Raw genomic sequence first — 25151 nt, forward strand, 5'->3', positions numbered from 1 at the left:
TTTTAAAGAGCAAACTAACCAGAAAAATCCACAGAAGTTATGAGTTATTACTTAGTTTTTTCTTTCCTACTGAGCAGCAACATAAAACCACGTATGTTACGCCGAACTACTTATGCCATCCGTTTATACTTAAAGTTATTAAATAAAAATTGGATTAACGAAAGATATTGCGTATTGCCAAGGTCAAAACTGGTCTGTGCTATTCGTTTTTAGTACCAAAATTATCACCATTAGCACAGCTAATACCTAGAGAGGCACACATGCTCACCGTATTTTATGATGGTCGCTGTGGCTTATGTGATCGAGAGATTGCCTTTTATCGCCGCCACGCGGATGCCGATTCAGTACTCTGGTTAGATATTTGGCTACACGAACCCTTGCTGTTAGCGGCGGGATTAACTCAGGCTCAGTGTCTGCAAAAGCTACATCTATTAGATGAACACAACCAGCTGCACACAGGCGTTGATGCTTTTTTGTTGTTATGGCAAACCGTACCTAAGTTACGCGGCTTGGCATGGTTAGCCCGCTTTGCGCCGTTTCGCGGGTTATTAGCATTTGGTTATCGGCTGTTTTTGGTTTGGTATAAACGTCAACCTCACGTACAAGCCTGCCTACTGGCAGATAAAAAGGAATAACATGAAACCCAGTATTGCTATTATCGGAGCCGGTTTAGCCGGGTTAACGCTGGCGCGTGAATTAAGCGCTGTTGCCCACATTACCTTGTATGAAAAAGCGCGCGGCTTAGGCGGTCGCATGTCGACTCGACGCAACGACACTCATCAGTGGGATCACGGTGCGCAGTTTTTTACCGCGCGCAGCCAAGCCTTTAAAGCCATGCTTGCGCCTCTTATTAGCAGCGGCACAGTCGTGGAATGGCAGCCAAACATTACCACCTTAAGTCCAGACCAAGCGCCCTTTAAGCGCCCTTGGTTTGAGCCTCATTATGTAGCCGCACCCGGCATGAATAGCCTGCTAAAAACCTTGGGCCAAGATTTTAATATCCAGTTAAGCACCCGCGTTGAGCAAGTGGTGGCGCACAATGGTGGCTGGCAGCTATTGGATGATAACGCCCAGCTATTGGGTGAATTTGATTGGGTGGTGAGCTCGGCACCATTACCACAAACCCAAGAATTACTGCCCGCTCGCATCTTAGGCGACACCTTGGCCCGCTATCAAATGCTGCCGTGTTACAGCTTGCTGTTGACCGTAGATGATACCGATTTGCCCCATTTTGATGCGGCCAAGGTGAATAACGCGCCATTAAATTGGATTAGCTTTAACCATCGCCTACCGGGCCGCAACATCAAGGCGGGCACTGTGGTGGCGCACACCAGTTATGAGTGGGCAACCGAGCATTTAGAAGATGATCAAGATGCGGTAAAGCAGCAGTTAGTCGAGAATTTTTGCGCACTGACCGGAGTTAAGGCCGCCGCCATTACCAGTGCCCAACTGCACCGCTGGCGTTATGCCTTAAGTGCCGAAGTGGCCGATCCCGATAGAGAATTTGTATTAAATGCCCCCGCTAAATTAGCCGCTTGTGGTGATTGGTGTTTAGGTGGTCGTGTAGAAGCGGCCTTTACCAGCGCCCAGCAACTGGCTAAGGCGTTAATTGAAGAGCTAGCGTAGCGGCGGTTGCAGAGCGCTATGGGTATAGAGCTCGATGAGGAAGGGTTAAAACGTTTAAAGGAGCGAACCGCTCATGCCGTATCGCTCCTTTGGTTGTAGTGGCACAGGTATTTTTTATTGGGCTTGTGCCTCAAAGCTAAGTAGGTAATTCACCACCGCCTGATCCGCTAATGGACTGTCTATCTTGCGCCGCATATTGGTGCTCAGCAAATGGGGGCCAGCCAATTCAGGCGTGAAGTGCACTACACCCTCTTTATCTGTCACTAGATCTAGCTGTTGGCGAGCATCGCGATAAGCCGTGCCATTCGCGACTACCTCTACCTTTAGATCCTTCAGCGGTTCACCGTCATAGGTAAACTTAAAGCGCGCTTCTTCACCAACCACCACATCGCTGGGATGCGTCAGTGCCTGCAGCTCAAAACCTTTGCCTGTGTTCATTAACACCTGTTTGCTTGGTGTTTTTTGCGTCACATAAAAACCACTTATGGTCTGCATGGCTAAGGTATTCACTTCCCGCGCCGCCTTGGGCAGCTGGCTGGCGGCGTCGATTTTATTGGCAAACGACCGCTGTGGCGTGCTTTGTTCATCAGTAACATACTGAGTTACATAGCGAGTCGGATTTTGTAACTCGACTTTATAGGTGCCCACCGTATTTAATTCCATATCGAACACGCTGCGCCTATGGCCTTTAAAATACGCGCCAATCCGGCTCGGCTCATTAGCCGGATTATAAATCGTCACCCCATCCAGCCCGATGGGTTTATCGACATTAAACACCTCGTTAGAAGCGCTGGCATCTACCGTTACCCAGCTTGCGGCTTCGCTCGATAGATTAAATTCACTAGGCAGCATCCATACCGGATGGGCACTCGCCGTGCCGGCGACTAAAGCCAAAGCCGCCAGTAATGAAGTCCGTTTATTCATGATAATGATCCTATTTGTTGTTGGTGCGTAGCCCGCGTTCTTGAGTAGCGGCTTTATTTAAGCGTAATAATGACCTCACCCAGCTCGGCGCTGGGTTTAATAGTAAAGGTTTGGTCTTTGCCGCCCAGCGTGATGCTTTGCTGCACTAAGCTGCGGCTGCCATGCTCGCGCGCCGCTTCGATATTAATTTGATAATCACCAGCCGCCACTGGCTTACCTTGGCTGTCGGTGCCATCCCAGCTCAAGCGATATTGGCCAGGCCTGCGGGTAGCCGCCGTGACGCCGTCTAACTCGCCTTGGTCATAACGGCCTACCTTGCGCCACCACAGGCGCAGGTCTTTCAGCCAGTCAGACTCCTTCTGCCACACCGCCAGCGTCTTTAGCGGTACTTGCTCTGCATTGGCCACCCACACAGCTACATAAGGGCGATGCTGATTGCCTTTAGGTAAGGTCAGTTCAATGTCGACCTTAGATGCCAACATAGGCGACGATACCGGAGCTGCCTGCACCTGAGTCCACATAGCGGTCAGCATTAATACACTCAACCATGGTTTATTCATCCGTATCTCTCTTTTACTTAGTAGCGCATCCAAAAATACAGCCCGACCATGAGTACGCCGCCAAGCCCTGAGCACCACAACAGGCGACCACGACGCCGACGCATCGGCAGTACCAGCCACAAACCGGTTAGCGTAAACAGCAAGATGACACCGGCGGCAATATCGATAAACCAGCGCCACGCCAAGCTGGCATGCCGCCCCATGTGCAAGTCATTCAAGATGGCCAACGTGCCGTAGGCTTGCTCTGAGATAAACACGGTTTGCTCAATCAGGCTCACTTCAATCAAGCTGTAACCGCCGGGCCGCTGCACATCAATCGACAATAACTGTTCGTCCGCTACCCAATCAAAGTCCACCTCACCGCTTACTTGCCGCTGCTCTTTTTGCAACCACAGCCATACCTGACTCGACGCCAACAAAGGGTCTTGCTGCCACAACTGGCTTTGGCCTAAAAAGGCCGGCAACGGCAGCTCGCGGCTAGTTTCTGGCGCGGCTTTTGGCAGCCACTGACGATTATTCAGCGTCAATCCGGTCAGGGTAAAAAACAGCATTATGATAAGCATCAACATAGCGCTGTAAGTATGTAGAGGCCGCACCCAACGCGGCGTTGAGCTAACCGCTAACGACTTGGTCGACATCAAAACGCGTGTTCTCCGTGAACAGAAAGGTACTCAAAAAGGACAAGATATTCATGCAACTGATAATCATTGTCAATCGTATTTATTAGGATTGAGCCCTATTTCTTTTTGACTCGCGCCGTTTATGGTCGGAGATGTTCGGCATCATGGCTTCCAATCGTGTCCGTTATGATGAATAATTAGCCAAGATTTTCGGCTTTATTAAGAGGTGTTTATGAATATTCAATCGCCATTTTCGAACGGTATTCAAGGTTATCAGCGCGCCGCTGACAGCGTGACCGACGCTTCTCTTAATATCAGCCGCGCCAATATTAATACCCTAAGTAATGAGTCTTCGACACCCGCTTCGGTCAATCCGGATCAGTTTGTCGATGCCAGTAAAAAAACCGTCACCGACAGCCTTATTCAACTCAAAGAAGCCGAGCTGCACGCAGGTGCCAATGCGAAAAGCATTAAAACCGCAGATGATATGCTCGGCACGCTTATTGATATACGGGTGTAATTATGCAAATACCTAACTCTGCACTGCACGCCGCACAAGCCAGCATTAGCTTTATGCCGCCGCAAGCGGGCGAGCTAATTCAGCAAGACAATCAAGCGCGGCCCTTAATCGAGCCGGCAAGCGACGCCAAAGGCGCACAATCCCAAGCATTTGGTGGGGCCAAGCAAGACTCACAGCCTGAGCTTTATACTCGCCAAGGACGCCTCCCCGAGGCGAGCAAGACGGATGAAGTCGCCACTGACGATGCCAAGAATACGGCTGCCGATAGTACGGACGACAAGAGTACGGATGACAAGAGTACCGAGAACAAGAGTACCGAGAACAAGAGTACCGACGACAAGGCACTCGCTGACGCGCCCACCAAAAATGTGGCAGGCAAAGAGTTAACGATCGAACAACAAGAAGAATTGCTGCAATTACAGCAGCGAGATCAAGAAGTGCGAGTGCACGAACAACAGCACGCCAGCGTGGGCGGCCAACACACGGGTTCGCCGAGTTACGAATATGACACGGGTCCCGATGGCAAACAGTATGTCGTTGAAGGCTCAGTATCCGTGGACTTGTCGCCTATCGCCGGCGACCCTGCGGCCACTATCGACAAGATGCGCCAAGTAAAGGCCGCCGCACTTGCGCCCGCTCAGCCTTCTACTGCCGATAAAAATGCCGCTGCCGCCGCCGACTCGCACATCGCCCAAGCCACCGCCGAGCTGATGCAAGCCACCGAGGCTGAGGCCAAGGTCAATGAAGCTAATGATGAGACTAAGGCCGATGAGCCTAAAGCAGGCGAGACAAATGCAGCCGTTCAGCCACTGGCTGCACAAGCCAATAATGCGCCATCAGCCACGCCCGCGACTAAATCACAGTCTGCTATTGCGACCGATACGCCAACGGCCAAAGATGCCAATGGCCAAATGGAGCACCGAAATCAGGTGATAGCCGGTGTTTACGGCAAGGCTGCCCAAGCACAATCTCAACAGCAACTGCTGAGCCTAGCCTAACCTTTTTATTCATTGTTGATAAAATGAGCGCCTTAAACCGGCGCTCTTTTTTTGGCCTCGATAAAATGGTAATAGGTGAAGTGCAAAGAGTGACGTGTAAAGAGTGAAGAGAAAAACAGCTCCCCTACAGATACATGCCCTTTCTATGGTCTTGATACTATCCCGCCCTCTTTATCCTTTGCTCTTTACACTTCACCATTTATTCCCCATTGACACACTTGAGTGACAATTAGCTGTTTGAATAACGGCTGGTACAATACTCTGCTGTGCGCGGCTATGGCTCTGGCTCATGTTTGAGTCATGCTCCCTAATGTGATTTAGGATCTTAAATGAAAAAAATACTTATCTGGTGCCTAACGCTCACACTCTTGTTGCTCGGCTTATACGCCTATTTTGGTAGCGACTGGTTAGGCAAATCTCAAACCGCGCCCATGACGGTGACCGTTGCAAAAGGTGACTTATTAGACCAAGTCACCGCCACCGGCACCTTGCAGCCCAGCGGTTACGTGGATGTGGGCGCGCAGGTGTCAGGCCAGCTAAAAGTCATTGCCGTAGAAGTGGGCGATAAGGTTGAGCAAGATACCTTGTTAGCCGAAATAGACCCCACCGTGTATGTGGCACAAGTGGACGCCAGCCGCGCCCAATTGCGCGCTCAACAGGCGCAACTTAAAGACCGCGAAGCCCAGCTGACCTTGGCAAAAATTCAACATACTCGCCAACGTAACTTGCTGGCCGCCGACGCCACCGCCAAAGAAAGCGTACAAAGTGCCGAGGCCAGCTTGCGCTCGGCACAAGCGCAAGTAGAAGCGCTCACTGCACAAATTGCCCAAACCGAGTCCAGCTTGCGCGCCGATGAAGCCAACCTCAGTTACGCCAAGGTGGTGGCGCCCATGGCCGGCACTGTGGTGCAAATAGATGCCCGCCAAGGCCAAACCTTAAACGCCAGCCAGCAGTCGCCGGTTCTGATGCGCATCGCCGATTTAGCACTAATGACGGTGGCCGCTAAAGTCTCAGAGGCAGACGTGAGTAAGCTAACGCCCGGCATGAAGGTTTATTTCACCACCCTGGGTGATTCTCAGAAACGCTGGTACAGCACCTTGCGCAAGATTGAGCCCACCCCTGTTATCGAAAATAATGTGGTGCTCTACAATGCCTTGTTCGATGTCGAGAATCCCGATGGTGCCTTAATGTCACAAATGACCACCCAAGTCTTCTTCGTGCTCACAGAAGCCAAAGATGCGTTATTAGTGCCCATGTCGGCGCTGAGCTTTACCGATCCCGCCGATCGCACTCAAGCCAAAGTGACTGTGGTGAATGCCAAGGGATTGCCTGAAACACGCACGGTGCAGGTGGGCGTCAGCAATCGTATTCATGCCGCTATTACCGAAGGGCTAGCCATAGGTGAGCAAGTGCAGACTCAAGCCGCCAGCAGCAACAAAAACAACGCCTCCGCCCGACCCGCAGGCCGGATGCGCATATGAGCACGCCATTAATCCAATTAACGGGCATCACCAAAACCTATGGCAGCGGTGAGCTGGCCAGTACAGTGCTCAAAGGCATAGATGTCATTATTAATCGTGGTGAATTTGTGGCCATTATGGGCAGCTCCGGCTCTGGCAAGTCGACCTTAATGAATATTTTGGGCTGCTTGGATAAACCCACTAGCGGTGAATACCAACTGCTGGGTCGAGATGTGGCCAGCCTCAGTCGTGACCAACTCGCCGAGCTGCGCCGCGATACCTTCGGCTTCGTGTTTCAAAGTTATCATTTGTTAGCTGGCGTCAGTGCGCGTGATAACGTGGCGGTGCCGGCCGTGTATTCCGGTTTATCGCGGGCCGAGCGCCAACTCAAAGCAGAACAATTACTCACCACCTTAGGCTTGGCCGAACGCTTAGCACATAAACCTAATCAACTCTCCGGCGGGCAACAGCAGCGGGTGTCGATTGCGCGCGCACTGATGAACGGCGGCGAAATCATCTTAGCGGATGAGCCCACGGGCGCGCTCGACAGTCAAAGCGGTAGTGATGTAATGGCATTACTCACCCACTTGGCGCGCTCTGGCCATACGGTAATTTTGATTACCCACGACCCCAAAGTAGCCGCCCTTGCAGATAGGCGCATCGAGATCAGTGACGGCCTGATTGTGGCGGACCCCGGCCCCAGCGCTCAAGCCGCAGTGCCGGCGCTACCGGCTAAGACCCGCGGTCACAGCTCTTTGAGCGCCGAATTATTTGAAGCCGTGCGCACCGCACTCGGAGCGCTCAGCAGTAATTTATTTCGCGCCGCCCTCACCTTGCTCGGCATAGTGATAGGCGTGGCGTCTGTGATCACTATGCTGGCCATAGGTAACGGCTCCCAGCAAGAAATAGTGCAAAGCATCAGCGCCATGGGCAGTAATTTATTGTCGGTGCGCCCCGGCGCACCCAATCAATTTGGCCGCCGCACCACCTCGACCTTAGTGGCCGCCGATATGGAGGCCATCAAAGCGCTGCCCAATATCGATGCGGTGGTGCCAGAAATTGGCGGCACCGCCACCTTACGCTTCGGCAATCTGGATCACAGCCCAGAAATTAACGCCACCTCGGCGGACTTTCCCCGCGCCCGCCTCTGGCCTCTAGCCGAGGGCACCTTTTTTACCCACGCCGATGAGCAAAGTTATGCCACGGTCGCCGTGATCGGAACATCCGTGGCCGAGGCACTGTTTCCCAACCAAGACCCCTTGGGGAAATATGTCACCGTGAATACCAACCTGTTTCAGATAATTGGCGTAATGAGCGCCAAAGGCGCTTCGCCTTGGGGGCAAGACCAAGACGATGTGGTGTTTGTGCCCTATACCACAGGCGGCTTACGCTTGTTTGGCCAGCAGTTTTTACGCAACATTACCGTGTCTGTGGATAACGTCGCGTACATCAATGACACCGAAGCCGAGATCAAACGCTTGCTGATTGCTCGCCACGGCGGGGAAGATTTTCAAATCCGCAATATGTCCTCCATCATAGATACAGTGTCCGCCACCACCCAAACCTTTACTTGGCTACTGGGCTCCATTGCCGCTATTTCGTTATTCGTGGGCGGCATTGGCGTGATGAATATTATGCTGGTCAGCGTCAGCGAACGAACCCGAGAAATCGGTATTCGTATGGCGACCGGCGCCCATACCCGGCATATTTTGCAGCAATTCTTAATTGAAGCCTTAGTGGTGTCGGCCTTAGGCGGCGCCATAGGCGTGGCATTGGGCTTGGCAGCCACCGCCATCTTAGGCGGCTTTGGTATTCCCGTTTATTTCTCACTGGCACCGGTATTGCTCGCCTTTGGCTGCGCCTTTGCTACCGGTTTAGTCTTTGGCTGGCTGCCGGCACGTAAAGCCGCGCAGTTAGACCCTGTTGTTGCGCTTTCTTCAGAATAAGCTTCTGAATAAGCCGTCTGCATAAGTTTCGGAGTTACTATGTCTCATTTATCACGTCATTCATCTTGGGCTTTATCACCGCTATTCTGTGCCCTGCTGTTGGCTGGCTGTGCCAGCACTAACACGGCCGAACGGCCCGCAATCGTCTACAAGATGGCCAGCCAGTGGAACACGCATACATCTAACCAAAGCCAAGCACTGCATCAGGCTTGGTGGCTGGATTTTAATTCTCCTGCCTTGACTGACTTGATCACCACAGCCCTTAGCGATAATCCAGATGTGTTGATTGCCGCCGAGCGCATCACACAGGCCGAAGCCCAAGTGCAAGGCGCCAATGCCTCTTTGTTTCCGAGCTTGAACCTCGGCGCAGGCAGCGATAAAAGCTGGCTGGAAAATGGCCAGCAAGAAAGCAGCCGAGCCAACCTGGGCATCAGCTATGAACTGGATTTATGGGGCAAGCTAAAGGCCGAACGCCAAGCGGCCGCGGCCGGTTTGGCCATTAGCGAATATGACTTGGCCAGCGCCCAACTCATGCTGACCACAGGCGTGGCCAACGCTTGGGTACAGCTGCTTGCGCTGGATGAGCGAATTCGCATCAATGAAAAAAACTTGGCCACCGCCGAGCGTAACTTCGCCATCGTCGAGGCTAAATATAAGTATGGCGCCGCCACCTTAAGTGATTTTTATCGCCAACGAGGAACCGTCACCAGCCAGCAGGCTAACTTGCTGCCACTGCGTGAACAACGCCGCCAAACCGAATCGGCGCTGGCCATATTGCTGGGTCGCGCGCCTCAAGGCTATCAGTTGGTCTCGCAACCGTTAGCCGAGCTTGCTCTGCCGCGCCTTGCACCCGGCCTGCCCAGTGAATTGCTCACTCGCCGCCCAGACTTAGCCAATGCCGAAGCGCAACTGCAAGCCGCCGATGCCAATGTGAGTGCCGCCCGCGCCGCCCTCTTGCCCTCGGTGCAACTCACCGGCAGTGGCGGTTTGGCCAGCCAAGCCTTATTGTCACTGGCCAATCCTATGCAGACCTTGGGACTCGGTGCCAGCCTGAGCCAAACCCTGTTTGATGGCGGGCGCCTGCGCAGTCAGGTAAAAATCAGCGAAGCGCGCCTTCGAGAATTAGTACTTAATTATCAAAAAACCATACTACAGGCCCTAAAAGAAACCGAAGATGCGCTGGGCAATCTCGCTTTAAGCCAAGCACAAATAGCGCAACAACAGCGTATAGTGGATGATGCCCAGCGCACCTTAGAGCTCACCGATATTCGTTATCGGGCCGGTGCCGACGAGTTATTATTATTACTGGATGCCCAGCGCACCTTGTTTAGCGCCGACGAACTGCTGGTTAACTTACAGCAAAGCCAATTTAGCGCCACCATCGACCTGATCAAGGCGCTGGGTGGCGGCTGGAAAAATGGCGTGAAGGGTGAGGAGTAAAGCGTGAAGCGGACGAGATAAGATCAAACACTCAAACCTAGGGCTATTTTTGCCACAGAATCCACGGAAACCACAGAAAAATAGAGATAAGAACGAAAAGTGCATTTTTAGTGAGTACGACTTTTCCCATTACATAAATAGTCATTTGTGGTTTTTGAACTTGCTCTTGTCCGTGTTCTTCCGTGGTTTCCGTGGCAAAAAAATGTTTAATCTCACTCTTTAGGTTTCACTTTCAGCTCTCAGCTTCACACTTCTAGCTCTCTTAAGGATAAAATCGGTGACTACCTTAAAATATATCGCTCACTATCCAGAGCAAATTCAAACCCAAGCGGGCTTGCTGATAAGCCAAGGCCGCTTAGGCGCTTATCTAGAAAAAAAGTATCCAGACTTGCATCAAATACAAAGCGACAAGGCCTTGTATCAATATGTGACCGAGCTAAAAAATCAATATATGCGCAAGTCCTCGCCGCTATCTCAGGTGAGTTATGACAGTAAGTTACAAATCGTTAAGCACGCCTTGGGGTTGCACACCTATCAGTCGCGGGTGCAAGGCAATAAGCTAAAAGCCCATAACAGCATTAAGGTAGCCGCGCTGTTTAAAAGCGCACCGGCGCCATTTTTACGCATGATAGTGGTGCACGAGTTGGCGCACTTTAAGGAAAAAGAGCACGATAAGGCGTTTTATCAATTATGTTGCCACATGGAGCCTGATTATCATCAGTTAGAACTAGATACTCGTTTGTGGCTACATTGGCGTGAGCAGCCAACTACCTGAGCCACAAAATTGTGACGAGTTTGTGAACTAGGCGTATGTATTCATGATGTTCTACTAAGGTTATGTGGTATGTACGTATATCGTCTGCACCCCGACCCTCCTAGAATACGCTTGGAAGCATAACGTCAGGATAATAATTATGAAAAAACTCGTATTCTTCGCCAGTGCCCTGGCAATCACAGCATTTTCGGCTCAGGCTGATATGCCACCTCAGGCAGGCGCTTGTGTCGCTTGCCATCAAGCCACAGGCCTAGGTCTGCCCAACTTAGCACCTTCGATTGCCGGCATGCCGGCGGCCTATTTGGCCACTCAGCTTAAGCACTTTCAAACTGATGCGCGCCAAAACGCCATTATGAAACCCATGGCCATGATGTTGGATGATGCCGGGGTTAAGGCCGTCAGTGAATGGTTTGCCAGCCTGCCACTCGCACTACCCAAAAACCCGGCGTTTCGTGGTGAGAAGTCACCGGCCACCATCACAGACGTGGGCGAAAAGCTGGCGTATTTAGGCGATTGGCAGCGTGACTTACCCAGTTGTGTGTCTTGCCATGGCCCTGAAGGCGTAGGCGTGGGTGAGGCATTTCCTCACCTAGCGGGTCAGCATGCGGACTATATCGAAAGCCAGCTGCACGCTTGGCAAAACGGTACCCGCAGTGGTGATGCGAACGGCATCATGGGTGTAATGGCTAAGAAGCTAACGGCGGAAGAAATCACCGCAGTTGCCCAGTACTTTGCCAATGTGGAGGCCAAATAATGCTGAAATTAACGTATTCATCACTCTTGGTCGGTTTAGCCTTGGCCGGTGCTAGCTCGGTGTTTGCCGCACCCGCCGATACCGATAAACTGGCAGTGCAAGATCAGCTGCCCAGCCAAACGGCCACCGAGTATCCACGCCCACCGGGTTGGGATAAATTACCCCAAGGTGAATTTGGCGAGAAAGTATTACGCGGATATAAAAACTTCGTCAATACCCAGACCTTATCACCCCAATATGTAGGTAATGGTCTAAATTGCGTGAACTGCCACACGGATGCCGGCCGTAAAGAAAACTCGGCACCACTGTGGGCCGCTTACATGAGCTATCCGGTGTTTCGCGCTAAAAATAACCGCATCAACTCCTTTGAGGAGCGGCTACAAGGCTGCTTCCAGTTCTCCATGAACGGTTCACCGCCTGATTATGGTTCAGAGGCACTCATCGACTTATCTGCCTACGCCTATTGGTTGGCCCAAGGCACGCTGACTGGCAAAGACTTTGATCCTAAGGACATGGAAGTGCCCAGCGATGAGGACTTACTTAAAGGCGGCCTGCGTGAAGATTTCCCGTTCATGAAAGCCTATCTGGATAAGGGCGGCAGCAAAGAACCGGCATTACCGGGTCGCGCCTATCCAGAAACGCCTACAACTGCGCTCGCGCCCGACATTGCCCGCGGCAAAGTCGTGTTTGAGCAAGAATGCTCACTGTGCCACGGTGCAAACGGCGAAGGCCAGCAAGTGAATAACCGTTATGTGTTCCCACCACTGTGGGGGCCAGACACCTATAACTGGGGCGCGGGCATGCAGCGTGTGAACACAGCCGCCGCCTTTATTAAGCACAATATGCCGCTGGGTCAGCCAAATAAGCTTACCGATCAGCAAGCTTGGGACGTGGCCATGTATCTGGATACCCGTGACCGCCCACAAGACCCACGTAATAAGGGTAATGTGGCCGAAACGCGCAAAGAGTTTCACGGCAAAACCAGTTATTACGGCACCGAAGTAGATGGCAAAATTTTGGGCAGCGAAAGCTTCCCTAACCATCCGAACAAGCCTAAATAACGGCTAAAACCTCCATATAAAAAAGGGCCGATAGGCCCTTTTTTATTATTTATGACTCAGTGTCATTAAGCCCAGTATCATCACGCTTGGCGCTGTAGCGGCTCCCTAGCCAATGATCGCAGGTCGTAGCCGGTGGGCGCCTGATGGGCGCGCAAGCCAAATTCTGGCAGCACGGCAAAGATATGGTCGAAAATGTCCCCTTGAATGGCCTCATAATCTAACCACTTAGTGGTATTGGTAAAGGCGTAAATTTCCATCGGAATACCATTAGGCGTTTGCTCAAGTTGGCGCACCATAATAATCATGTTCTGATGAATAAAGGGGTGCTGCTTGAGCAGCGTGGTTAAATAGACGCGAAAGGTGCCAATATTGGTGAGTCGACGGCCGTTCACTAAGGATGACAAGTCGAGCTGCTGCGTTTGGTTATGCTCAGTCACTTCTTTTACTTTTTCATCTAAATACGGCGCTAATAACCGACCACGGCGTAAGCGTTCTAGATCGCTCTCCTGCAAAAAATGCACACTGCTGCTGTCAATCAGTAAGCTGCGCTTCAGGCGCCGTCCACCGGACTCACTCATGCCACGCCAGTTCTTAAAAGAATCTGAGATCAGCGCATAGGTGGGAATAGTAGTAATAGTGTTATCCCAGTTTCGCACCTTAACGGTGGTAAGACCTATATCTATTACCGCACCATCGGCGCCGTACTTGGGCATCTCTAACCAGTCGTCCACCGTTAACATATTGTTGGCGGACAATTGAATGCCTGCCACCAACCCCAAAATGGGATCTTTAAACACCAACATCAGTATCGCCGTCATGGCACCTAGGCCACTGAGTAAGATCAGCGGCGATTTGCCAATCAAGGTCGAGATCACCAGTAAGCCGATAAAAATACTGGCCACCAGTTTCAAACCTTGAAAAATGCCGCGCAGCGGAAAGTTACGCATGCTGGGCTGGTGCTGAAAAATATCCAGCAAGGCATCGAGTAAAGAAAACAGCGATAACATGCCGTACAGCAAGATCCAGATGTGCGCGACCGTCTGAATAATGGGCAACAAGTTGCCATCGGCTTCCAGCCAGATCCCCGCTTGGATATAAATAATAATGCCTTGCAACATTAAGGCGACGCGACTGAACAACTTACGCTCAAAGAAGGCTTTGCGCCAAATACGCCGATCGCCTTTGGCGCGTCCGCCCACCCAAGTGATCACCACGCGGTGTAACACAAAGTGGATAAGCCCTGAGATCAACACAATTAAAAGCAAGACGGTGCCCGTATAGAACACGTCTGAATACTGGGGAATATATTTATCTAGCACTGGCATCACCAGCTCTTCTAGATCGCTCACTTCGTCCATTATCACTCCGGTTATGGTGGATGGTGTTTAGCTCTGATTTAATCTTGATGTTTAACTTCTGGCTTCTAGCTTACGACTGACCGCTATGTCTTAGGCCCATAACGATAATCTCCGCCTTTGGCTAAGGCGCGCAAGTAGGCAGGCCTAGCTTGCAACTGATCCACATAGGCTTTTAAACGAGGGTAAGCCGCCGCCCACTTAGGGTTATACATGGCCGCTTCTAGTGGAAAGCTCATTTGAATATCTGCGGCGCTAAAATGCTCACCCAACATCCAGTCATGGCACGATAAGTGATCCGCCACAAAGTTAAGTTGGGAGTGAATTTGCTGATGCAAAAACGCCTTATCAACACCCGCTACTATTTTGCTAATGATAGGCCGTACAAAAAACGGCACAGGCGCGGCTTGTACCTTGTCGAATATCAAGCGCATTACCAGCGGTGGCATTAAGGAGCCTTCGGCATAATGCAGCCAATACACATAATCCCACCAAGCCGCGCTGTCTTTCTCCGGCAATAACTGAGCCCCGTAGCGCTGAGCCAGATAATCAATAATGGCGCCAGATTCGGCGAGTTTTAGCTCTTGGTCGACGAGCACAGGCGCCTTCCCCAATGGATGCACCTTTTTTAGGCTGGCTGGTGCCAGATCTGTGTCTATATCTCTTTGATGCTTAACAAGTTCGTAGTTTAATTCCAGCTCTTCGAGCAGCCAGATGATGCGCTGAGAGCGTGAATGATTGAGATGATGCAGCTTTATCATGGATTGAACTCCCGAGTGTACGGCAGGTAAACGCTTAACGCTGGCAAAACCATATCATAAATAGCGTGCACACGGCGGTACGCTTTACTCTGACAGTGAAAGTGAGGAGTGAGATGTAAAGCGGGAAACCAAGACCAAACCATTCTGCTGCGCAGAACCCATAGCTGATTGCTGACGGCTTAATAAAATGTTTCAAAAAGGTTACGACTTATGTCCAATAGAACAATTTGATAACAGCTTCTAGTATCCATCGAGTAAAGGACGCCATACAGATGGTCATTATCAAGGAGAAGCCTGTGTCAAACCAAGACCCCTCAAGCTATAGCGCCCAGCATAAGCCCAGCCGTGACTTTGATACGCGCGCCGCCTATCTGGAAAACGAACTCTTGATCATGAAGCCCAAACGCTGGCGCATCAACCTGCCCCTTAGAGACTATCGTTTCGAGTTTGAAGACTTGGTGCCCGCCTTGGCGGCCACCATTGGCAAGATAGTGATGGTGGCCGCAGTAGCAGCCGCCTTTGCCGGCCCACTGGGCTTATCAGACGAGTTTGTGGTGGAGAACGTCCGCTTTGAGATGCTGATTGCCGCCGTTTTATTCGTTATCTTATTTTCTGGCTTACTTAACCCCAGAGCTAACTTGGCAGGCACGCATGGCCCCATGATACCGCTGATCCCCTTAATAGTGGCATCCGGCGGCCATCCGCTGGCGCTCGGGCTCTTAGTTGGTTTCTTTGGTTTATTGCTCAGTATCAGTAAAGGCGGCAGTAAACTAATGGCGCTCACCAGTGAGGGGGTGCGCGGCGGCTTGCTGATTTATTTAGGTGCCATCGGCTTAATCAGTCAGATCTCGGCACTTAATGCTTGGGCAAAGGGCTTTGATATGGCCTATATCGCCTTCGCTGTCATTTTAAGCACCATTATTATGTATGCATTACTCGCCCGCTTAGAGATGCGCTGGTTGTCGATTCCTCTGGGCTCCGGCATCGCCTTTGTGATAGCACTCGCCTTAGGCGCACCCTTTGAGTTTGTAACCGAGCCGGGCATGCCGCACTTAAGCCCCTCTTACTGGTGGGGTGAAACGACAGGCTGGCAGCTAGGTTGGCCACAACTCCATCACTTTGTTAGCTCGGCCCCCTTTGCCGTATTAGCCGTCGCCATGTGGTCGCCGGACTTTATGGGGCATCGCGTATTCCAAGAGCTGAACTATCCGAAAAAAGCCACTAAGGTACTGATGAACGTGGATGACACCATGGGCATAGCGGCGGTGCGCCAAGCGGTAGGTAGCGTATTGGGCGGTGGTAACCTCACCTCATCTTGGGGGACTTACATGATACCGGCGGCCATCGCCAAGCGCCCTATTCCGGCCGGTGCCGTATTAACCGGCGTTATGTGTATAGTGGCAGCCATTTGGGGGTACCCCATGGACTTAGCGGTATGGGCTCCAGTATTGCGCGTAGCCTTAATCGTGGGCGTATTTATGCCCTTATTAGAAGCCGGCATGCAAATGACCCGTAGTACCAGCAGCAGTCAGTCGGCTGGCATAGTGGTATTTGCTTCCGCCTTCGTAAATCCGGTGTTTGGCTGGTCACTGACTATGCTGCTCGATAACTTAGGCTTAATCGGTGATAAAGAGCGAGGTAGAACCCTGCGCCGCACCGACCGCTGGGTAATACCGGGTATTACTTTTATTATTCTGCTTAGCATCATGGCCGCCGTTGGTATGCTGCCGGGCATACCCGGTCTTATCACCCACTAAATAAGCGGGCTAATTTAAGCTAAAAAATACCGAATCTGCCCCCGCAAGTTCGGTATTTTTGTATACAAACACAACGAACATAAAGCTATTTTTGCAACGAAATCCACGGAAGAACACGGAAAAATTAAGCTGAGATAAAATCGAAAAAGTACACAGATACTTTCGGCTTTCTTGGTAAGAGCGGAACATATCGTCCGCTACCCAGCTAGACAAAGTGCGGCATCTTGTTTTTGTAGCCGCCAATTTATTCGACAGTCCTGCGCAGCAGGATGGTTTGGTCTTACCTATAAAAATCCCTTTCAGATTTAATCTCTATTTATCTCCTCTCATTCCGTGCTTCTCGCTACAAAGAGCCGTTGCAGAAAGAATCTTTAAGCTCTTTATTTAGCTGGGCGCCTAGCGCGGGCGCTATGTTTTTCGCCTCACGGTTTACACCTCTCGCCTCACAGCAGTTAAACCGCAAACTCAGGCGCTAATCGGCTTAGGCCTAAGCCTTGGCTCTTAGTGAGCTTAATCTGCACCGGCACTCGCTCCTTAAGCGCTTCTATGTGGCTGATCACGCCTATCATTTTGCCGCTGGCATTTAAGGCATCGAGCGCATCCAGCGCCACTTCTAAGGTTTCTGAGTCTAGCGTGCCAAAGCCTTCATCCAAGAACAAAGAGTCAATACGAGTCTTGCTGCTCACCAAGTCCGACAGCGCCAGCGCCAAGGCCAAACTGACCAAGAAACTTTCGCCGCCAGATAGGGTTTGGGTATCCCGGGCCACGTCGGCCTGCCAGGTATCGATTACCGATAACTCCAGCTCGCCGCCGGCGGTGCGCGCCAATTGATAACGACCATGCAAACGCACTAGGCGCTGATTAGCCAAATGCACTAAGTGCTCCAGCGTCAGGCCTTGGGCAAAACGGCGATACTTGGCGCCATCGGCAGAGCCAATTAAATGATTCAGCTGCTCCCATAACTGCAGATTCTGCTGCTGAACCGCTATATCATCAAACACCGCCTGTTGGCGCGCTCTTCGCTCAGCATCTGTGTCGAGCCGCGTGCGCCAGCCACCAATTTGCTGTTGCTTGGCATTAAACTCGGCTTGGCTTTGTTGCAGCTGGTCTTGTAAGGCCGCTTGCGCTGCGGGATCCAGCTCACCCAATGCCAGCTTGGCTGCATCTGCCGCTTGCGTGGCCTGCTCACACAGCGTTTGCGCGCGGTGCAAGGCTTGCTCAAGCTGGCGCTGTATCTGAGTTAAACGCTCGAGCTCTGATTCACTCAAGCATGCTGCCAGCAAGGCGGCTTCGTCGCTAAAAGGGCTTTCTGCCAACTGCTGCTGCCAAGCCTCCAAGCGGCTTTGCAACTCAGCCTCAAGCTCAACCGCTTGCTGATGCAAGGTGTCAAGGCGTGCCGTTTTTTGCTGTAGTTGCTGTTGGCTAGCTTGCCACTGCTCAGTCAAATCTGTCAGCTCAGTTAATAAGCCCAGCTCGGCACTGGCATCCCTCATGTCAGCTAAGTCAGGGAGAGCAAGTAGCGACCAGCGTTGTTGCCACTGTGCTTGCTCGGTGTGCGCTTGCTGTAATTGCCCCACCAACTGTTGACGCTCAGCAATAAGCTGCTGGCCGCGCACTTGCTGGTTTTTCCAGGCTTGCCATTGCTGCTCACAATCCGCCAACCAAGCGGTCCAATCACTGGGCACTGTCCAGTTAAGCTCAGCCAGTGAAGCTGCAAGTGCCGCTTCTTGTTGAGCGACTAACGCTTGTTGCTCAGTTAATACTTGTTGCTGCTGGACTATTTGCTCACTTAAAGCGTGTAGCTCTTGGCTCTGCAAACTCTGCTGGGCTTGTAGCCGCGCGAGCGCCTGTTCGGCTTGCTGTGCTTGCTCTTGATAGCGGTACACCGCCGCTTGTTGTTGCTCCAACTGATTACATTGCATCGTAAGCGCTTGCAGTTGCAGCTGGCGTTGTTCCAGCTCAACTAGCTGGGATGCGGGCTCGAGGGCCGTCATCTGTAATGCGGTTAACAAGGTGCTTAGCTGGAGCTGCAATTCGCTAAGCTCAGCGGCCAAGATCTGTACTTGGCGCTGATTTTGTTCCACTTCGGCTTGGCGCTTAGCAAAGGCTTGGCTTAATTGCTGGCCTTGTTGCTCGCGCTCGGCACGCTCTTGCTGCTTTTCGGCCAGGCTAAGCGCGGTGGCATCATCGAGTGCCTGATACGCCGCAATGGCCGGATGGCTTTCACTGCCACATAAAGGGCAGGCTTCATCGGGTTGCAGTCTGGCTCTGTGTGCTTCCAGTGCCCGAATACGTTGTTCTTGCTCCAGTAACTTTTCTTTATCGCGGATCTGCTCTTGCAGACGTTTATATTCTGCGCGCGATTGGGTTAATTGCAGCTCCAGTTTCGTCAATTCTGGCTCTTGGAGGGCCAGCGTGTTCTGAAGATCAGCATGAGCCTGCAGCTGTTTCGCCTGCTGTATCCAAAGCTGGCGTACTTGGCTCCACTGCCCTTGCTGCTGGCTAAGGGTGTGTAGTTTTTGCCGAAGCTCAGGCAAGGATTGTCCGGCTAATAATTGCGCCAATTGCTGCTGTTGTGCATCCATGGCCAGCTTAGCTTGTGCGACTTGTTGCTCCACATCCGTCACTTGCAACTGAGCTTGCTGACGCAATTGTTCCAGCGTATCGCGCTTGGTTTGCAACTTAGCTTGGGCCGCTTGCCCGCGGGCTAAACTGGCCTGCTCGTTGGCGTTATTCTGAATTTGTTCGCGCCAGCCTGCTAAATACTCCCCCAGCCGTTCAGCGACGGGATTAGCGGCCATCTGTTGGCTTAACTGAGCCTGTTCTTCACTCAGGCGTTGCTCGGCAAGCGTCAGCTGTTGGGTCAGTTGGCCGCTCACTTGCCGTTCCTGCCAGCATAGCTGCTGGCTCTGCTCATTAAGCAGCCCTAACTCCACCTGTTCTTGGCTTAATTGACGGGCAAAGCTCTGCACCCGAGTACGGGCATCTTGCCACTGCTGCCAATAAGGCAGTAACCGATTGGCCGGCACCGCGAGCGCTAATTGCTGGCGCTCAGAGTCTTGGGCTTGCCAAGCCAGCGTTGCCGCCTGCAGCGCCTGCTTGGTTTGCGCTTGGCTTTGCTGTGCCGTTTGATAGGCGCCAATACGCTGCAGGCTAGTTTGAGTTTGCTCTAAGGCTTGATATTGCTGCGCTAACTCCAGCTCGGCGCCAGCCATGTCTGTTTGCACTTGCTGGCGCTCAGCATCATCGAGCAACTCCATGCCTTGGGCTCGGGCCTTAAGTTCATTTAAGCTGCCTTGTTGGGCACGGGTTTGCTCAAAGACTTGCCGCGAGAGTTGGGCGTAAATATCGGTGCCGGTTAGCTCTTCCAGTAATTCGGCGCGCTCGTTGGCATTAGCATGCAAGAAGGCGGCAAAGCCTCCTTGGGCCAACAACATCGACTTAGTAAAACGGCCAAAATCCAAGCCGCTTAAGGTTTCGGTGAGGCGCAGCTTGTCCTGAATTTTAGTGGTGAGAATGGTGCCATCTAACTCGGCCAGCTCGACTTTAGGTGCTTGCAGCTTGCCATCAAGTTGGTCGCGAGAGCGGCGCTGGCTCCAAAAGGCGCGATAGCCTTGGCCTTTAATTTCAAACTCCACTTCCGCTAAACAATCTGCGGTGTGACGCGTCATTAGCTGATTGCTACTGGCAGACACCGACTTCATGCGCGGCGTTTCATGATAGAGCGCCAAGCAAATGGCATCGAGCAGCGTGGTTTTACCCGCACCCGTGGGGCCGATAATGGCGAACAAGCCGCTGTCGCGAAACGGCGGCTCTCTAAAATCAATTTTCCACTCGCCTTTTAAGGAGTTAAGGTTTTTTAGCCGCAGGCTGAGGATCTTCATGCTTCTTGCTCCCGCTCACTCAATAGCGCTTGATATAAAGACTGCAATGCCTGCTCGCGTTCTGGCGCTAGCTCCTCGCCCGCTAAGCGCCGTGCAAAAACCTGCAAAGGCGAGAGCTCGCTGAGCGTGATGCGTGCGTCACTGGTTAAGCTTGCTTGCTGGGTCGATCGCTGGCGGCGCACCAGTAAAATTTCCAGCGCTAAGCCGTCGGCTAAGTGTTCGACTCTGGGTTGTAAGTCGCTGAGGTAATCATCTTCGGCCACCGTCACTTCTAGCCAGACGTTTTTTGTTTGGCCTAATGAAATTTGCTCAGCTGCCACGGCTTTCATGGCGATTGCCAGCTCCGCCAAGTTGCCTTTCACTCGCGCTAACGACTGAAAGATGGGCACCGCTAATGATGTGATCGCCCTCAAACCGCTTTCGTCCACATCAACCAATAACACTTCTTTTTGCTGGCCTACCTCGTCGAAGCTCAGCGCAATGGGCGAGCCGCAGTAGCGCATATGCTCATGGCCGCCCACTTTTTGCGGGCGGTGAATATGCCCCAGCGCCAAATAATCCAACGGCGGAAAGGCATTGGCCGGAAAGGCATCCAGAGTGCCGATATAAATTTCCCGCACCGAATCGCTGCTGCTCGCACCGACCGTCGTTAAATGCCCAGTGCCAATAATGGGCAAGCGGCGGCCATGAGTGTGATGATGGTCTTCACTAAGCCGCTCTGCCTGCTCAAATAGTTGCTGATAATGATCGGCTATGGCCTGCTGTAAGCTCTGCTGCTTATCGCTCGCACTTTGGCCAGATTCACTGCTCAGCACTTCTCGGGCGCGAATAAAAGGCACGGCACACAACACGGCCCCAGGTTCGCCGACGCTGTTATTAAGGATTAACACCTGATGCTCTATGTCCGCCAACACCCCTGGGATCACCTGCACGTTTAAACAACCGAGTAAGCTGCGTGACTCATTGAGCATGGCTACTGAGTCGTGATTGCCGCCCAAAATTATCAACTGAGCGCCGGTTCGCTGCAGTTCCACGATAAAGTCGTTATACAGCTCGCGGGCGTAGCTGGGCGGCGTGCCGGTATCAAACACATCACCGGCGACTAGCACCGCATCTACCGATTGCACTCGTACCTGCTCCACCAGCCAATGCAAAAAAGCCTTATGCTCTTCGAGGCGGGTTTTACCCATAAAATGCTGGCCTAAATGCCAATCGGAGGTGTGCAAGATACGCATAAAGACTCGGCTGCTAAGAGGTGAGGCACTATTAGACCTTCTCAGGGGGGAGCTGGCAAATCAGCTTTTAAAACAGAGCGCCAAGCACCCAGCTAATCATCTTGCATCGGTTGCAGTCCGTAGAACCGAGCGCTGCGAATTTTTAGAATGAAATGTCGAAGGCCATAGCTAACAATACGCCCGCTTTTTAAACTTACCGCTTTTGGCATACAAGGCTCCTTTATTACGCTTGGCGCCGGGCGCTCGGCGCTGTACTTTATTCCCATACGCCCTTTATATAACGGCAGACTTATTAAGCTTATTGTTTCCTAAGACTGGTTTTTTATGATTTCTTTTTCTTACGATTATTTAGCGCTGGCCGCCGCCGCTTGCTGGGCGGTGGCCAGCTTGTTTTCGGCCCATGCGGCACGCCATTTGGGCGCCTTTGCTTTTTCGCGTTGGCGGATGTTTTGCGTCAGCCTTATGCTGTGGGCCGCCACCTTATTGACCGGTGGTTGGAGCAGCCTAAGTAGCACCAGCGTCGGTATTATGGCCATGTCAGGCTTGATCGGAATTTTTATCGGCGACACCGCCCTGTTTGCCGCCATGAACCGCTTAGGGCCGAGGCGCGCCAGCGTATTATTCGCCACCCACGCCTTATTTTCGGCAGTCTTGGCGTATTTAATTTTTGGCGAAGTGATCCAAGGCTGGACCTTAGTCGGCTGCTTACTGCTAATCAGCGGCGTTATGCTGGCCATTTTCATGGGCAAGCGCGCCAACGACACCCACGCGTGGGAGCAAGATAACGGCAGCCCTTGGCCGGGTATCGCCTTAGGCCTATTAGCGGCGCTTTGTCAGTCAATTGCCACCTTGATGGTAAAGCCAATAATGATGGATATGCAGGCGCCGGTAGACCCCATATCGGCTTCGGCGGTACGCATGAGCACCGCCTTTTTCGCCCACCTATTGTTACTGTGGTGCGGTTGGAAAGTGGCTAAACCGTTGCAACGTATTAACTGGCCAATTTTTGGTATGGTGGCCTTAAATGCCTTGCTCTCTATGGGCATTGGCATGACCCTAATTTTGTTGGCTTTACGCCATGGCGAGGTAGGTATGGTGGCTATGCTCAGCTCGGTTAGCCCAGTGCTGGTATTGCCGTTATTGTGGTTATTAACCAAACGTAGCCCCGCCTTTGGTGCTTGGCTGGGGGCGGCAATTACCGTGCTGGGTACCGTTGTAATCGTGGCGCGACATTAGTCGTGTGAGGTGTGAGGTGTGAGGTGTGAGGTGTGAGGTGTGAGGTGTGAGGTGTGAGGTGTGAGGTGTGAGGTGTGAGATTAAATTATCTGCGCTACTGCTGCGCTAAATTTTTTACTCCTCACGCCTCACCATTGACTCCTCATCTATAGCTTTAAGCCTTCCACAGCCATCACGGCTTTAACGTGTGGGTCTTGCTGCATAGCCGCAAAGTGGCGTGCCACGTTCGGATAGTCAGCCAGGCCATTGGCCAGTACTTTGGTGGCCCAATAGCAGTACACGAATGCACAAGCATCAACGATACCCATTTCATCTTCTAAGAAGTAATCGCGGCTCGCTAAATGGATGTCCATGCGCTCAAACAAAGGCGCAACTTGTGCAGGCACAGCGTCTTTAATGGCTTTTTTAGCCTCGGGGCTGGTATCTGTGGTGTACTTCTCTGGATTAAAGAAAGGCGCAAACGCCCGATACACATCCGCATTAAAGAAGCTCAGCCAATAATCGCACTGGGCTTTAAACACGGGATCCTTGCCCGGCCCTAAGTGCAAGCCTTCAGGCAAACGGGATAAATAGCGCAAGATGGCACTATTTTGATAAAGCGCCCCCATTTCGGGGGTGAACAACACAGGAACTGTGCCTAAATAGTTTACCTTAGCAAACTCAGGATCCCGAGTATTCGCCTCTTCTAATTCGTAAGGTAACCCTACCCAAGCCAAGACGATATGAGCTGCCAATGAGCAAGCACCAGGTCTGTAATATAACTTCATTTAATACTCTCCTAGACAGTCCTTCAGCCCCTCAGCCAAATTATCTTATATCACACCCATACCGTTTACATATGGATACCGTTCTTCAGTTAAACTCATATGAGTATCTAACTGAGTGTAACAATATAACAGCTTAGCCCGTAGCTTATTCTGATCTGTGCCACAGACTTTTTAGATGAGGTATCTAAAATGCAGCTTAATCTCAGTTTTCTATCGCCACTAGCATTTTCTTTAACAAGGCACTCAACTGTAGCTGCTCTGCATCGCTGAGCGTGTTGGCAAGCTCGGCTTCAGCCGCTAGATGATGTGCTACCGCTTCTTCAACTACCTTAAAACCCTGCTCGGTAAGCGTGACTATCACGCCACGCTTATCGTGCTCAGCTTGCGCGCGACTAACCAGCCCACGACTTTCAAGCCGATTAATGCGATTGGTTAACGCACCAGAGGAGATAAGCACCATGCTTTGTAGCTGATGAGGCGAAAGCTGAAAGGTAGGCGGGTGTCGGCGTAGGGCGGCCAATACATCAAACTCGCCGACGTTTAACTCATAATCAGCCAAGTCTTGGAGCACGCGGCGGGTAATAAAATATTCTAAACGCACGATACGGCCAATCACTTCTGTACTACCAAATTCAAGGTCAGATCGCACCTGCTGCCATAAGCCGACTATGCGGTCTATTTGATCCAGCACTTCGTTGGGACCATGCTCCGAGTCTTGACCAAGAGAAATATTCTGCATGTCTGTACCATCCATTTTATGAGACGCTCTCCCGATATTGGCAGGCATGATTGAGCCAACAAAGCCCGATAGTAGCATAAAGAATTCTGTTCCCACCCTCTTGATCTGCCTCCTTTATATAGAAGAAAGTCCCCTATTTAAGCAAGTAAACCGACGCCATGATCGTTTAATGACCGCCATACTTGCGGTATACTCGCCAAGTTTTGTGAGACTCAATAACAAATGTTTAATAACAATAGATAAGCCAACTGGGAGAATAAAAGGTGAGCCTGTTAAAAAAACTCATGCTAGTCGGCGTTGCCGCTGCTGCTTTAAGTGGTATGGCTTACGCCGCCAATGATATGTCATCTGAAGCCGTAGCTGAGCGCACCAAGCCGGTAGGCAGCGTGTATACGGCAGCCGATCTGGAAGGTATTGTTGCCGCAGCTCCTGCAGGTGCCGACAGCGGTGAACCCGCAGCCCCACGCACCGGTGAAGCCGTTTACACCTCTAATTGCTCCGCATGCCACGGTACGGGTGCCGCTGGTGCTCCTATTAAAGGCAATGCCGAACAGTGGGCATCACACGTAGCCAAAGGCCGCGATACTCTGATTAAGCACGCACTGGAAGGCTTTAACGCCATGCCGGCTCGTGGCGCCTGTGGTAACTGCTCTGATGAAGAAATTATCAACGCCGTTGATTACATGCTGGACGCTATTTAAGCATTAAGCTGTGCGTTGAAAACGAATAAAAA

General features: G+C 51.8%; 22 protein-coding genes. 13 read left to right on the forward strand and 9 right to left on the reverse strand.

The window, feature by feature from the left end:
- Positions 1-260: 260 nt before the first annotated feature.
- Together ACEN2G_RS09175 and ACEN2G_RS09180 are read left to right on the forward strand one after the other, a co-directional pair.
- Positions 261-635 carry a thiol-disulfide oxidoreductase DCC family protein gene (locus ACEN2G_RS09175; protein ID WP_442021187.1) on the forward strand — a complete coding sequence of 125 codons (375 nt, stop codon included), beginning with the start codon at positions 261-263 and terminating at the stop codon, positions 633-635.
- A gap of 1 nt (position 636) precedes the next feature.
- Positions 637-1626: an NAD(P)/FAD-dependent oxidoreductase gene (locus ACEN2G_RS09180; RefSeq protein ID WP_442021188.1), complete on the forward strand. Its 990-nt coding sequence runs from the start codon at positions 637-639 to the stop codon at positions 1624-1626.
- 114 nt (positions 1627-1740) lie between these two features.
- On the opposite strand, the gene ACEN2G_RS09185 is transcribed toward ACEN2G_RS09180, so the two are convergent.
- The 3 genes from ACEN2G_RS09185 to ACEN2G_RS09195 are packed head-to-tail and all read right to left on the reverse strand — an operon-like array spanning position 1741 to position 3748.
- Positions 1741-2550: a DUF4198 domain-containing protein gene (locus ACEN2G_RS09185; protein ID WP_442021189.1), complete on the reverse strand. Its 810-nt coding sequence runs from the start codon at positions 2548-2550 to the stop codon at positions 1741-1743.
- Positions 2551-2603: 53 nt separating this feature from the next.
- Entirely contained in the window at positions 2604-3110 is a 507-nt protein-coding gene (locus tag ACEN2G_RS09190) for a DUF2271 domain-containing protein (RefSeq protein ID WP_442021190.1), read from the reverse strand.
- A gap of 17 nt (positions 3111-3127) precedes the next feature.
- A complete protein-coding gene (locus tag ACEN2G_RS09195) occupies positions 3128-3748 on the reverse strand; it encodes a PepSY-associated TM helix domain-containing protein (RefSeq protein ID WP_442021191.1) in 621 nt (206 codons plus the stop codon).
- A 214-nt stretch (positions 3749-3962) separates the two neighbouring features.
- On the opposite strand from ACEN2G_RS09195, the gene ACEN2G_RS09200 reads away from it, so the two are divergent.
- From ACEN2G_RS09200 to ACEN2G_RS09235, 8 genes are all read left to right on the forward strand, one after another.
- The gene (locus ACEN2G_RS09200; RefSeq protein WP_442021192.1) at positions 3963-4250 is read left to right on the forward strand and encodes a flagellar biosynthesis protein FlgE; all 288 of its coding nucleotides are present in this window, start codon (positions 3963-3965) and stop codon (positions 4248-4250) included.
- A gap of 2 nt (positions 4251-4252) precedes the next feature.
- Entirely contained in the window at positions 4253-5248 is a 996-nt protein-coding gene (locus ACEN2G_RS09205) for a putative metalloprotease CJM1_0395 family protein (RefSeq protein ID WP_442021193.1), read from the forward strand.
- Positions 5249-5577: 329 nt separating this feature from the next.
- Complete coding sequence (locus ACEN2G_RS09210) at positions 5578-6729, forward strand: efflux RND transporter periplasmic adaptor subunit (protein WP_442021194.1); 1152 nt, start codon at positions 5578-5580, stop codon at positions 6727-6729.
- Positions 6726-8654, forward strand: a complete 1929-nt coding sequence (locus tag ACEN2G_RS09215) for a MacB family efflux pump subunit (RefSeq protein WP_442021195.1) — start codon at positions 6726-6728, stop codon at positions 8652-8654. The genes ACEN2G_RS09210 and ACEN2G_RS09215 overlap by 4 nt, the downstream gene beginning before the upstream one ends.
- 39 nt (positions 8655-8693) lie before the next feature.
- Positions 8694-10094, forward strand: a complete 1401-nt coding sequence (locus ACEN2G_RS09220; protein ID WP_442021196.1) for an efflux transporter outer membrane subunit — start codon at positions 8694-8696, stop codon at positions 10092-10094.
- Between the two features lie 277 nt (positions 10095-10371).
- Positions 10372-10869: a M48 metallopeptidase family protein gene (locus ACEN2G_RS09225; protein ID WP_442021197.1), complete on the forward strand. Its 498-nt coding sequence runs from the start codon at positions 10372-10374 to the stop codon at positions 10867-10869.
- A 139-nt stretch (positions 10870-11008) separates the two neighbouring features.
- A complete protein-coding gene (locus ACEN2G_RS09230; protein ID WP_442021198.1) occupies positions 11009-11623 on the forward strand; it encodes a c-type cytochrome in 615 nt (204 codons plus the stop codon).
- Positions 11623-12684 carry a c-type cytochrome gene (locus ACEN2G_RS09235; RefSeq protein WP_442021199.1) on the forward strand — a complete coding sequence of 354 codons (1062 nt, stop codon included), beginning with the start codon at positions 11623-11625 and terminating at the stop codon, positions 12682-12684. Before ACEN2G_RS09230 ends, ACEN2G_RS09235 begins: the two co-directional genes overlap by 1 nt.
- Before the next feature lie 80 nt (positions 12685-12764).
- Here ACEN2G_RS09235 and ACEN2G_RS09240 read toward each other — a convergent pair whose 3' ends face one another.
- Both ACEN2G_RS09240 and ACEN2G_RS09245 read right to left on the reverse strand, forming a co-directional pair.
- Complete coding sequence (locus ACEN2G_RS09240) at positions 12765-14042, reverse strand: mechanosensitive ion channel family protein (RefSeq protein ID WP_442021200.1); 1278 nt, start codon at positions 14040-14042, stop codon at positions 12765-12767.
- An 83-nt stretch (positions 14043-14125) separates the two neighbouring features.
- The gene (locus ACEN2G_RS09245) at positions 14126-14800 is read right to left on the reverse strand and encodes a glutathione S-transferase (protein WP_442021201.1); all 675 of its coding nucleotides are present in this window, start codon (positions 14798-14800) and stop codon (positions 14126-14128) included.
- 296 nt (positions 14801-15096) lie between these two features.
- On the opposite strand from ACEN2G_RS09245, the gene ACEN2G_RS09250 reads away from it, so the two are divergent.
- Positions 15097-16557: a DUF3360 family protein gene (locus tag ACEN2G_RS09250; RefSeq protein ID WP_442021202.1), complete on the forward strand. Its 1461-nt coding sequence runs from the start codon at positions 15097-15099 to the stop codon at positions 16555-16557.
- A 452-nt stretch (positions 16558-17009) separates the two neighbouring features.
- Here ACEN2G_RS09250 and ACEN2G_RS09255 read toward each other — a convergent pair whose 3' ends face one another.
- The gene (locus tag ACEN2G_RS09255) at positions 17010-20441 is read right to left on the reverse strand and encodes an SbcC/MukB-like Walker B domain-containing protein (protein ID WP_442021203.1); all 3432 of its coding nucleotides are present in this window, start codon (positions 20439-20441) and stop codon (positions 17010-17012) included.
- Entirely contained in the window at positions 20438-21676 is a 1239-nt protein-coding gene (sbcD, locus tag ACEN2G_RS09260) for an exonuclease subunit SbcD (RefSeq protein ID WP_442021204.1), read from the reverse strand. The genes ACEN2G_RS09255 and sbcD overlap by 4 nt, the downstream gene beginning before the upstream one ends.
- Before the next feature lie 324 nt (positions 21677-22000).
- Between sbcD and ACEN2G_RS09265 the strand changes: the two genes are divergently transcribed.
- A complete protein-coding gene (locus ACEN2G_RS09265; protein ID WP_442021205.1) occupies positions 22001-22912 on the forward strand; it encodes a DMT family transporter in 912 nt (303 codons plus the stop codon).
- Positions 22913-23058: 146 nt separating this feature from the next.
- Here the strand turns inward: ACEN2G_RS09265 and ACEN2G_RS09270 are convergent, their stop codons facing one another.
- The gene (locus ACEN2G_RS09270) at positions 23059-23679 is read right to left on the reverse strand and encodes a glutathione S-transferase family protein (RefSeq protein WP_442021206.1); all 621 of its coding nucleotides are present in this window, start codon (positions 23677-23679) and stop codon (positions 23059-23061) included.
- A 202-nt stretch (positions 23680-23881) separates the two neighbouring features.
- Entirely contained in the window at positions 23882-24418 is a 537-nt protein-coding gene (locus ACEN2G_RS09275) for a MarR family winged helix-turn-helix transcriptional regulator (RefSeq protein ID WP_442021207.1), read from the reverse strand.
- Positions 24419-24681: 263 nt separating this feature from the next.
- Between ACEN2G_RS09275 and ACEN2G_RS09280 the strand changes: the two genes are divergently transcribed.
- Positions 24682-25119, forward strand: coding sequence for a c-type cytochrome (locus ACEN2G_RS09280; protein WP_442021208.1), 438 nt, complete (start codon positions 24682-24684; stop codon positions 25117-25119).
- Positions 25120-25151 lie beyond the last annotated feature (32 nt).

It is taken from the genome of Oceanisphaera sp. W20_SRM_FM3 (assembly GCF_052119705.1).
Lineage (GTDB): Bacteria > Pseudomonadota > Gammaproteobacteria > Enterobacterales > Aeromonadaceae > Oceanimonas.

What these genes read in the sequence shown, in the direction of transcription:
- ACEN2G_RS09175 (WP_442021187.1), top strand. Translation starts at nt 261, where the DNA reads ATGCTCACCGTATTTTATGATGGTCGCTGTGGCTTATGTGATCGAGAG.
- ACEN2G_RS09180 (WP_442021188.1), top strand. Translation starts at nt 637, where the DNA reads ATGAAACCCAGTATTGCTATTATCGGAGCCGGTTTAGCCGGGTTAACG.
- ACEN2G_RS09185 (WP_442021189.1), bottom strand. Translation starts at nt 2,550, where the DNA reads ATGAATAAACGGACTTCATTACTGGCGGCTTTGGCTTTAGTCGCCGGC.
- ACEN2G_RS09190 (WP_442021190.1), bottom strand. Translation starts at nt 3,110, where the DNA reads ATGAATAAACCATGGTTGAGTGTATTAATGCTGACCGCTATGTGGACT.
- ACEN2G_RS09195 (WP_442021191.1), bottom strand. Translation starts at nt 3,748, where the DNA reads ATGTCGACCAAGTCGTTAGCGGTTAGCTCAACGCCGCGTTGGGTGCGG.
- ACEN2G_RS09200 (WP_442021192.1), top strand. Translation starts at nt 3,963, where the DNA reads ATGAATATTCAATCGCCATTTTCGAACGGTATTCAAGGTTATCAGCGC.
- ACEN2G_RS09205 (WP_442021193.1), top strand. Translation starts at nt 4,253, where the DNA reads ATGCAAATACCTAACTCTGCACTGCACGCCGCACAAGCCAGCATTAGC.
- ACEN2G_RS09210 (WP_442021194.1), top strand. Translation starts at nt 5,578, where the DNA reads ATGAAAAAAATACTTATCTGGTGCCTAACGCTCACACTCTTGTTGCTC.
- ACEN2G_RS09215 (WP_442021195.1), top strand. Translation starts at nt 6,726, where the DNA reads ATGAGCACGCCATTAATCCAATTAACGGGCATCACCAAAACCTATGGC.
- ACEN2G_RS09220 (WP_442021196.1), top strand. Translation starts at nt 8,694, where the DNA reads ATGTCTCATTTATCACGTCATTCATCTTGGGCTTTATCACCGCTATTC.
- ACEN2G_RS09230 (WP_442021198.1), top strand. Translation starts at nt 11,009, where the DNA reads ATGAAAAAACTCGTATTCTTCGCCAGTGCCCTGGCAATCACAGCATTT.
- ACEN2G_RS09235 (WP_442021199.1), top strand. Translation starts at nt 11,623, where the DNA reads ATGCTGAAATTAACGTATTCATCACTCTTGGTCGGTTTAGCCTTGGCC.
- ACEN2G_RS09240 (WP_442021200.1), bottom strand. Translation starts at nt 14,042, where the DNA reads ATGGACGAAGTGAGCGATCTAGAAGAGCTGGTGATGCCAGTGCTAGAT.
- ACEN2G_RS09245 (WP_442021201.1), bottom strand. Translation starts at nt 14,800, where the DNA reads ATGATAAAGCTGCATCATCTCAATCATTCACGCTCTCAGCGCATCATC.
- ACEN2G_RS09255 (WP_442021203.1), bottom strand. Translation starts at nt 20,441, where the DNA reads ATGAAGATCCTCAGCCTGCGGCTAAAAAACCTTAACTCCTTAAAAGGC.
- sbcD (WP_442021204.1), bottom strand. Translation starts at nt 21,676, where the DNA reads ATGCGTATCTTGCACACCTCCGATTGGCATTTAGGCCAGCATTTTATG.
- ACEN2G_RS09265 (WP_442021205.1), top strand. Translation starts at nt 22,001, where the DNA reads ATGATTTCTTTTTCTTACGATTATTTAGCGCTGGCCGCCGCCGCTTGC.
- ACEN2G_RS09270 (WP_442021206.1), bottom strand. Translation starts at nt 23,679, where the DNA reads ATGAAGTTATATTACAGACCTGGTGCTTGCTCATTGGCAGCTCATATC.
- ACEN2G_RS09275 (WP_442021207.1), bottom strand. Translation starts at nt 24,418, where the DNA reads ATGCAGAATATTTCTCTTGGTCAAGACTCGGAGCATGGTCCCAACGAA.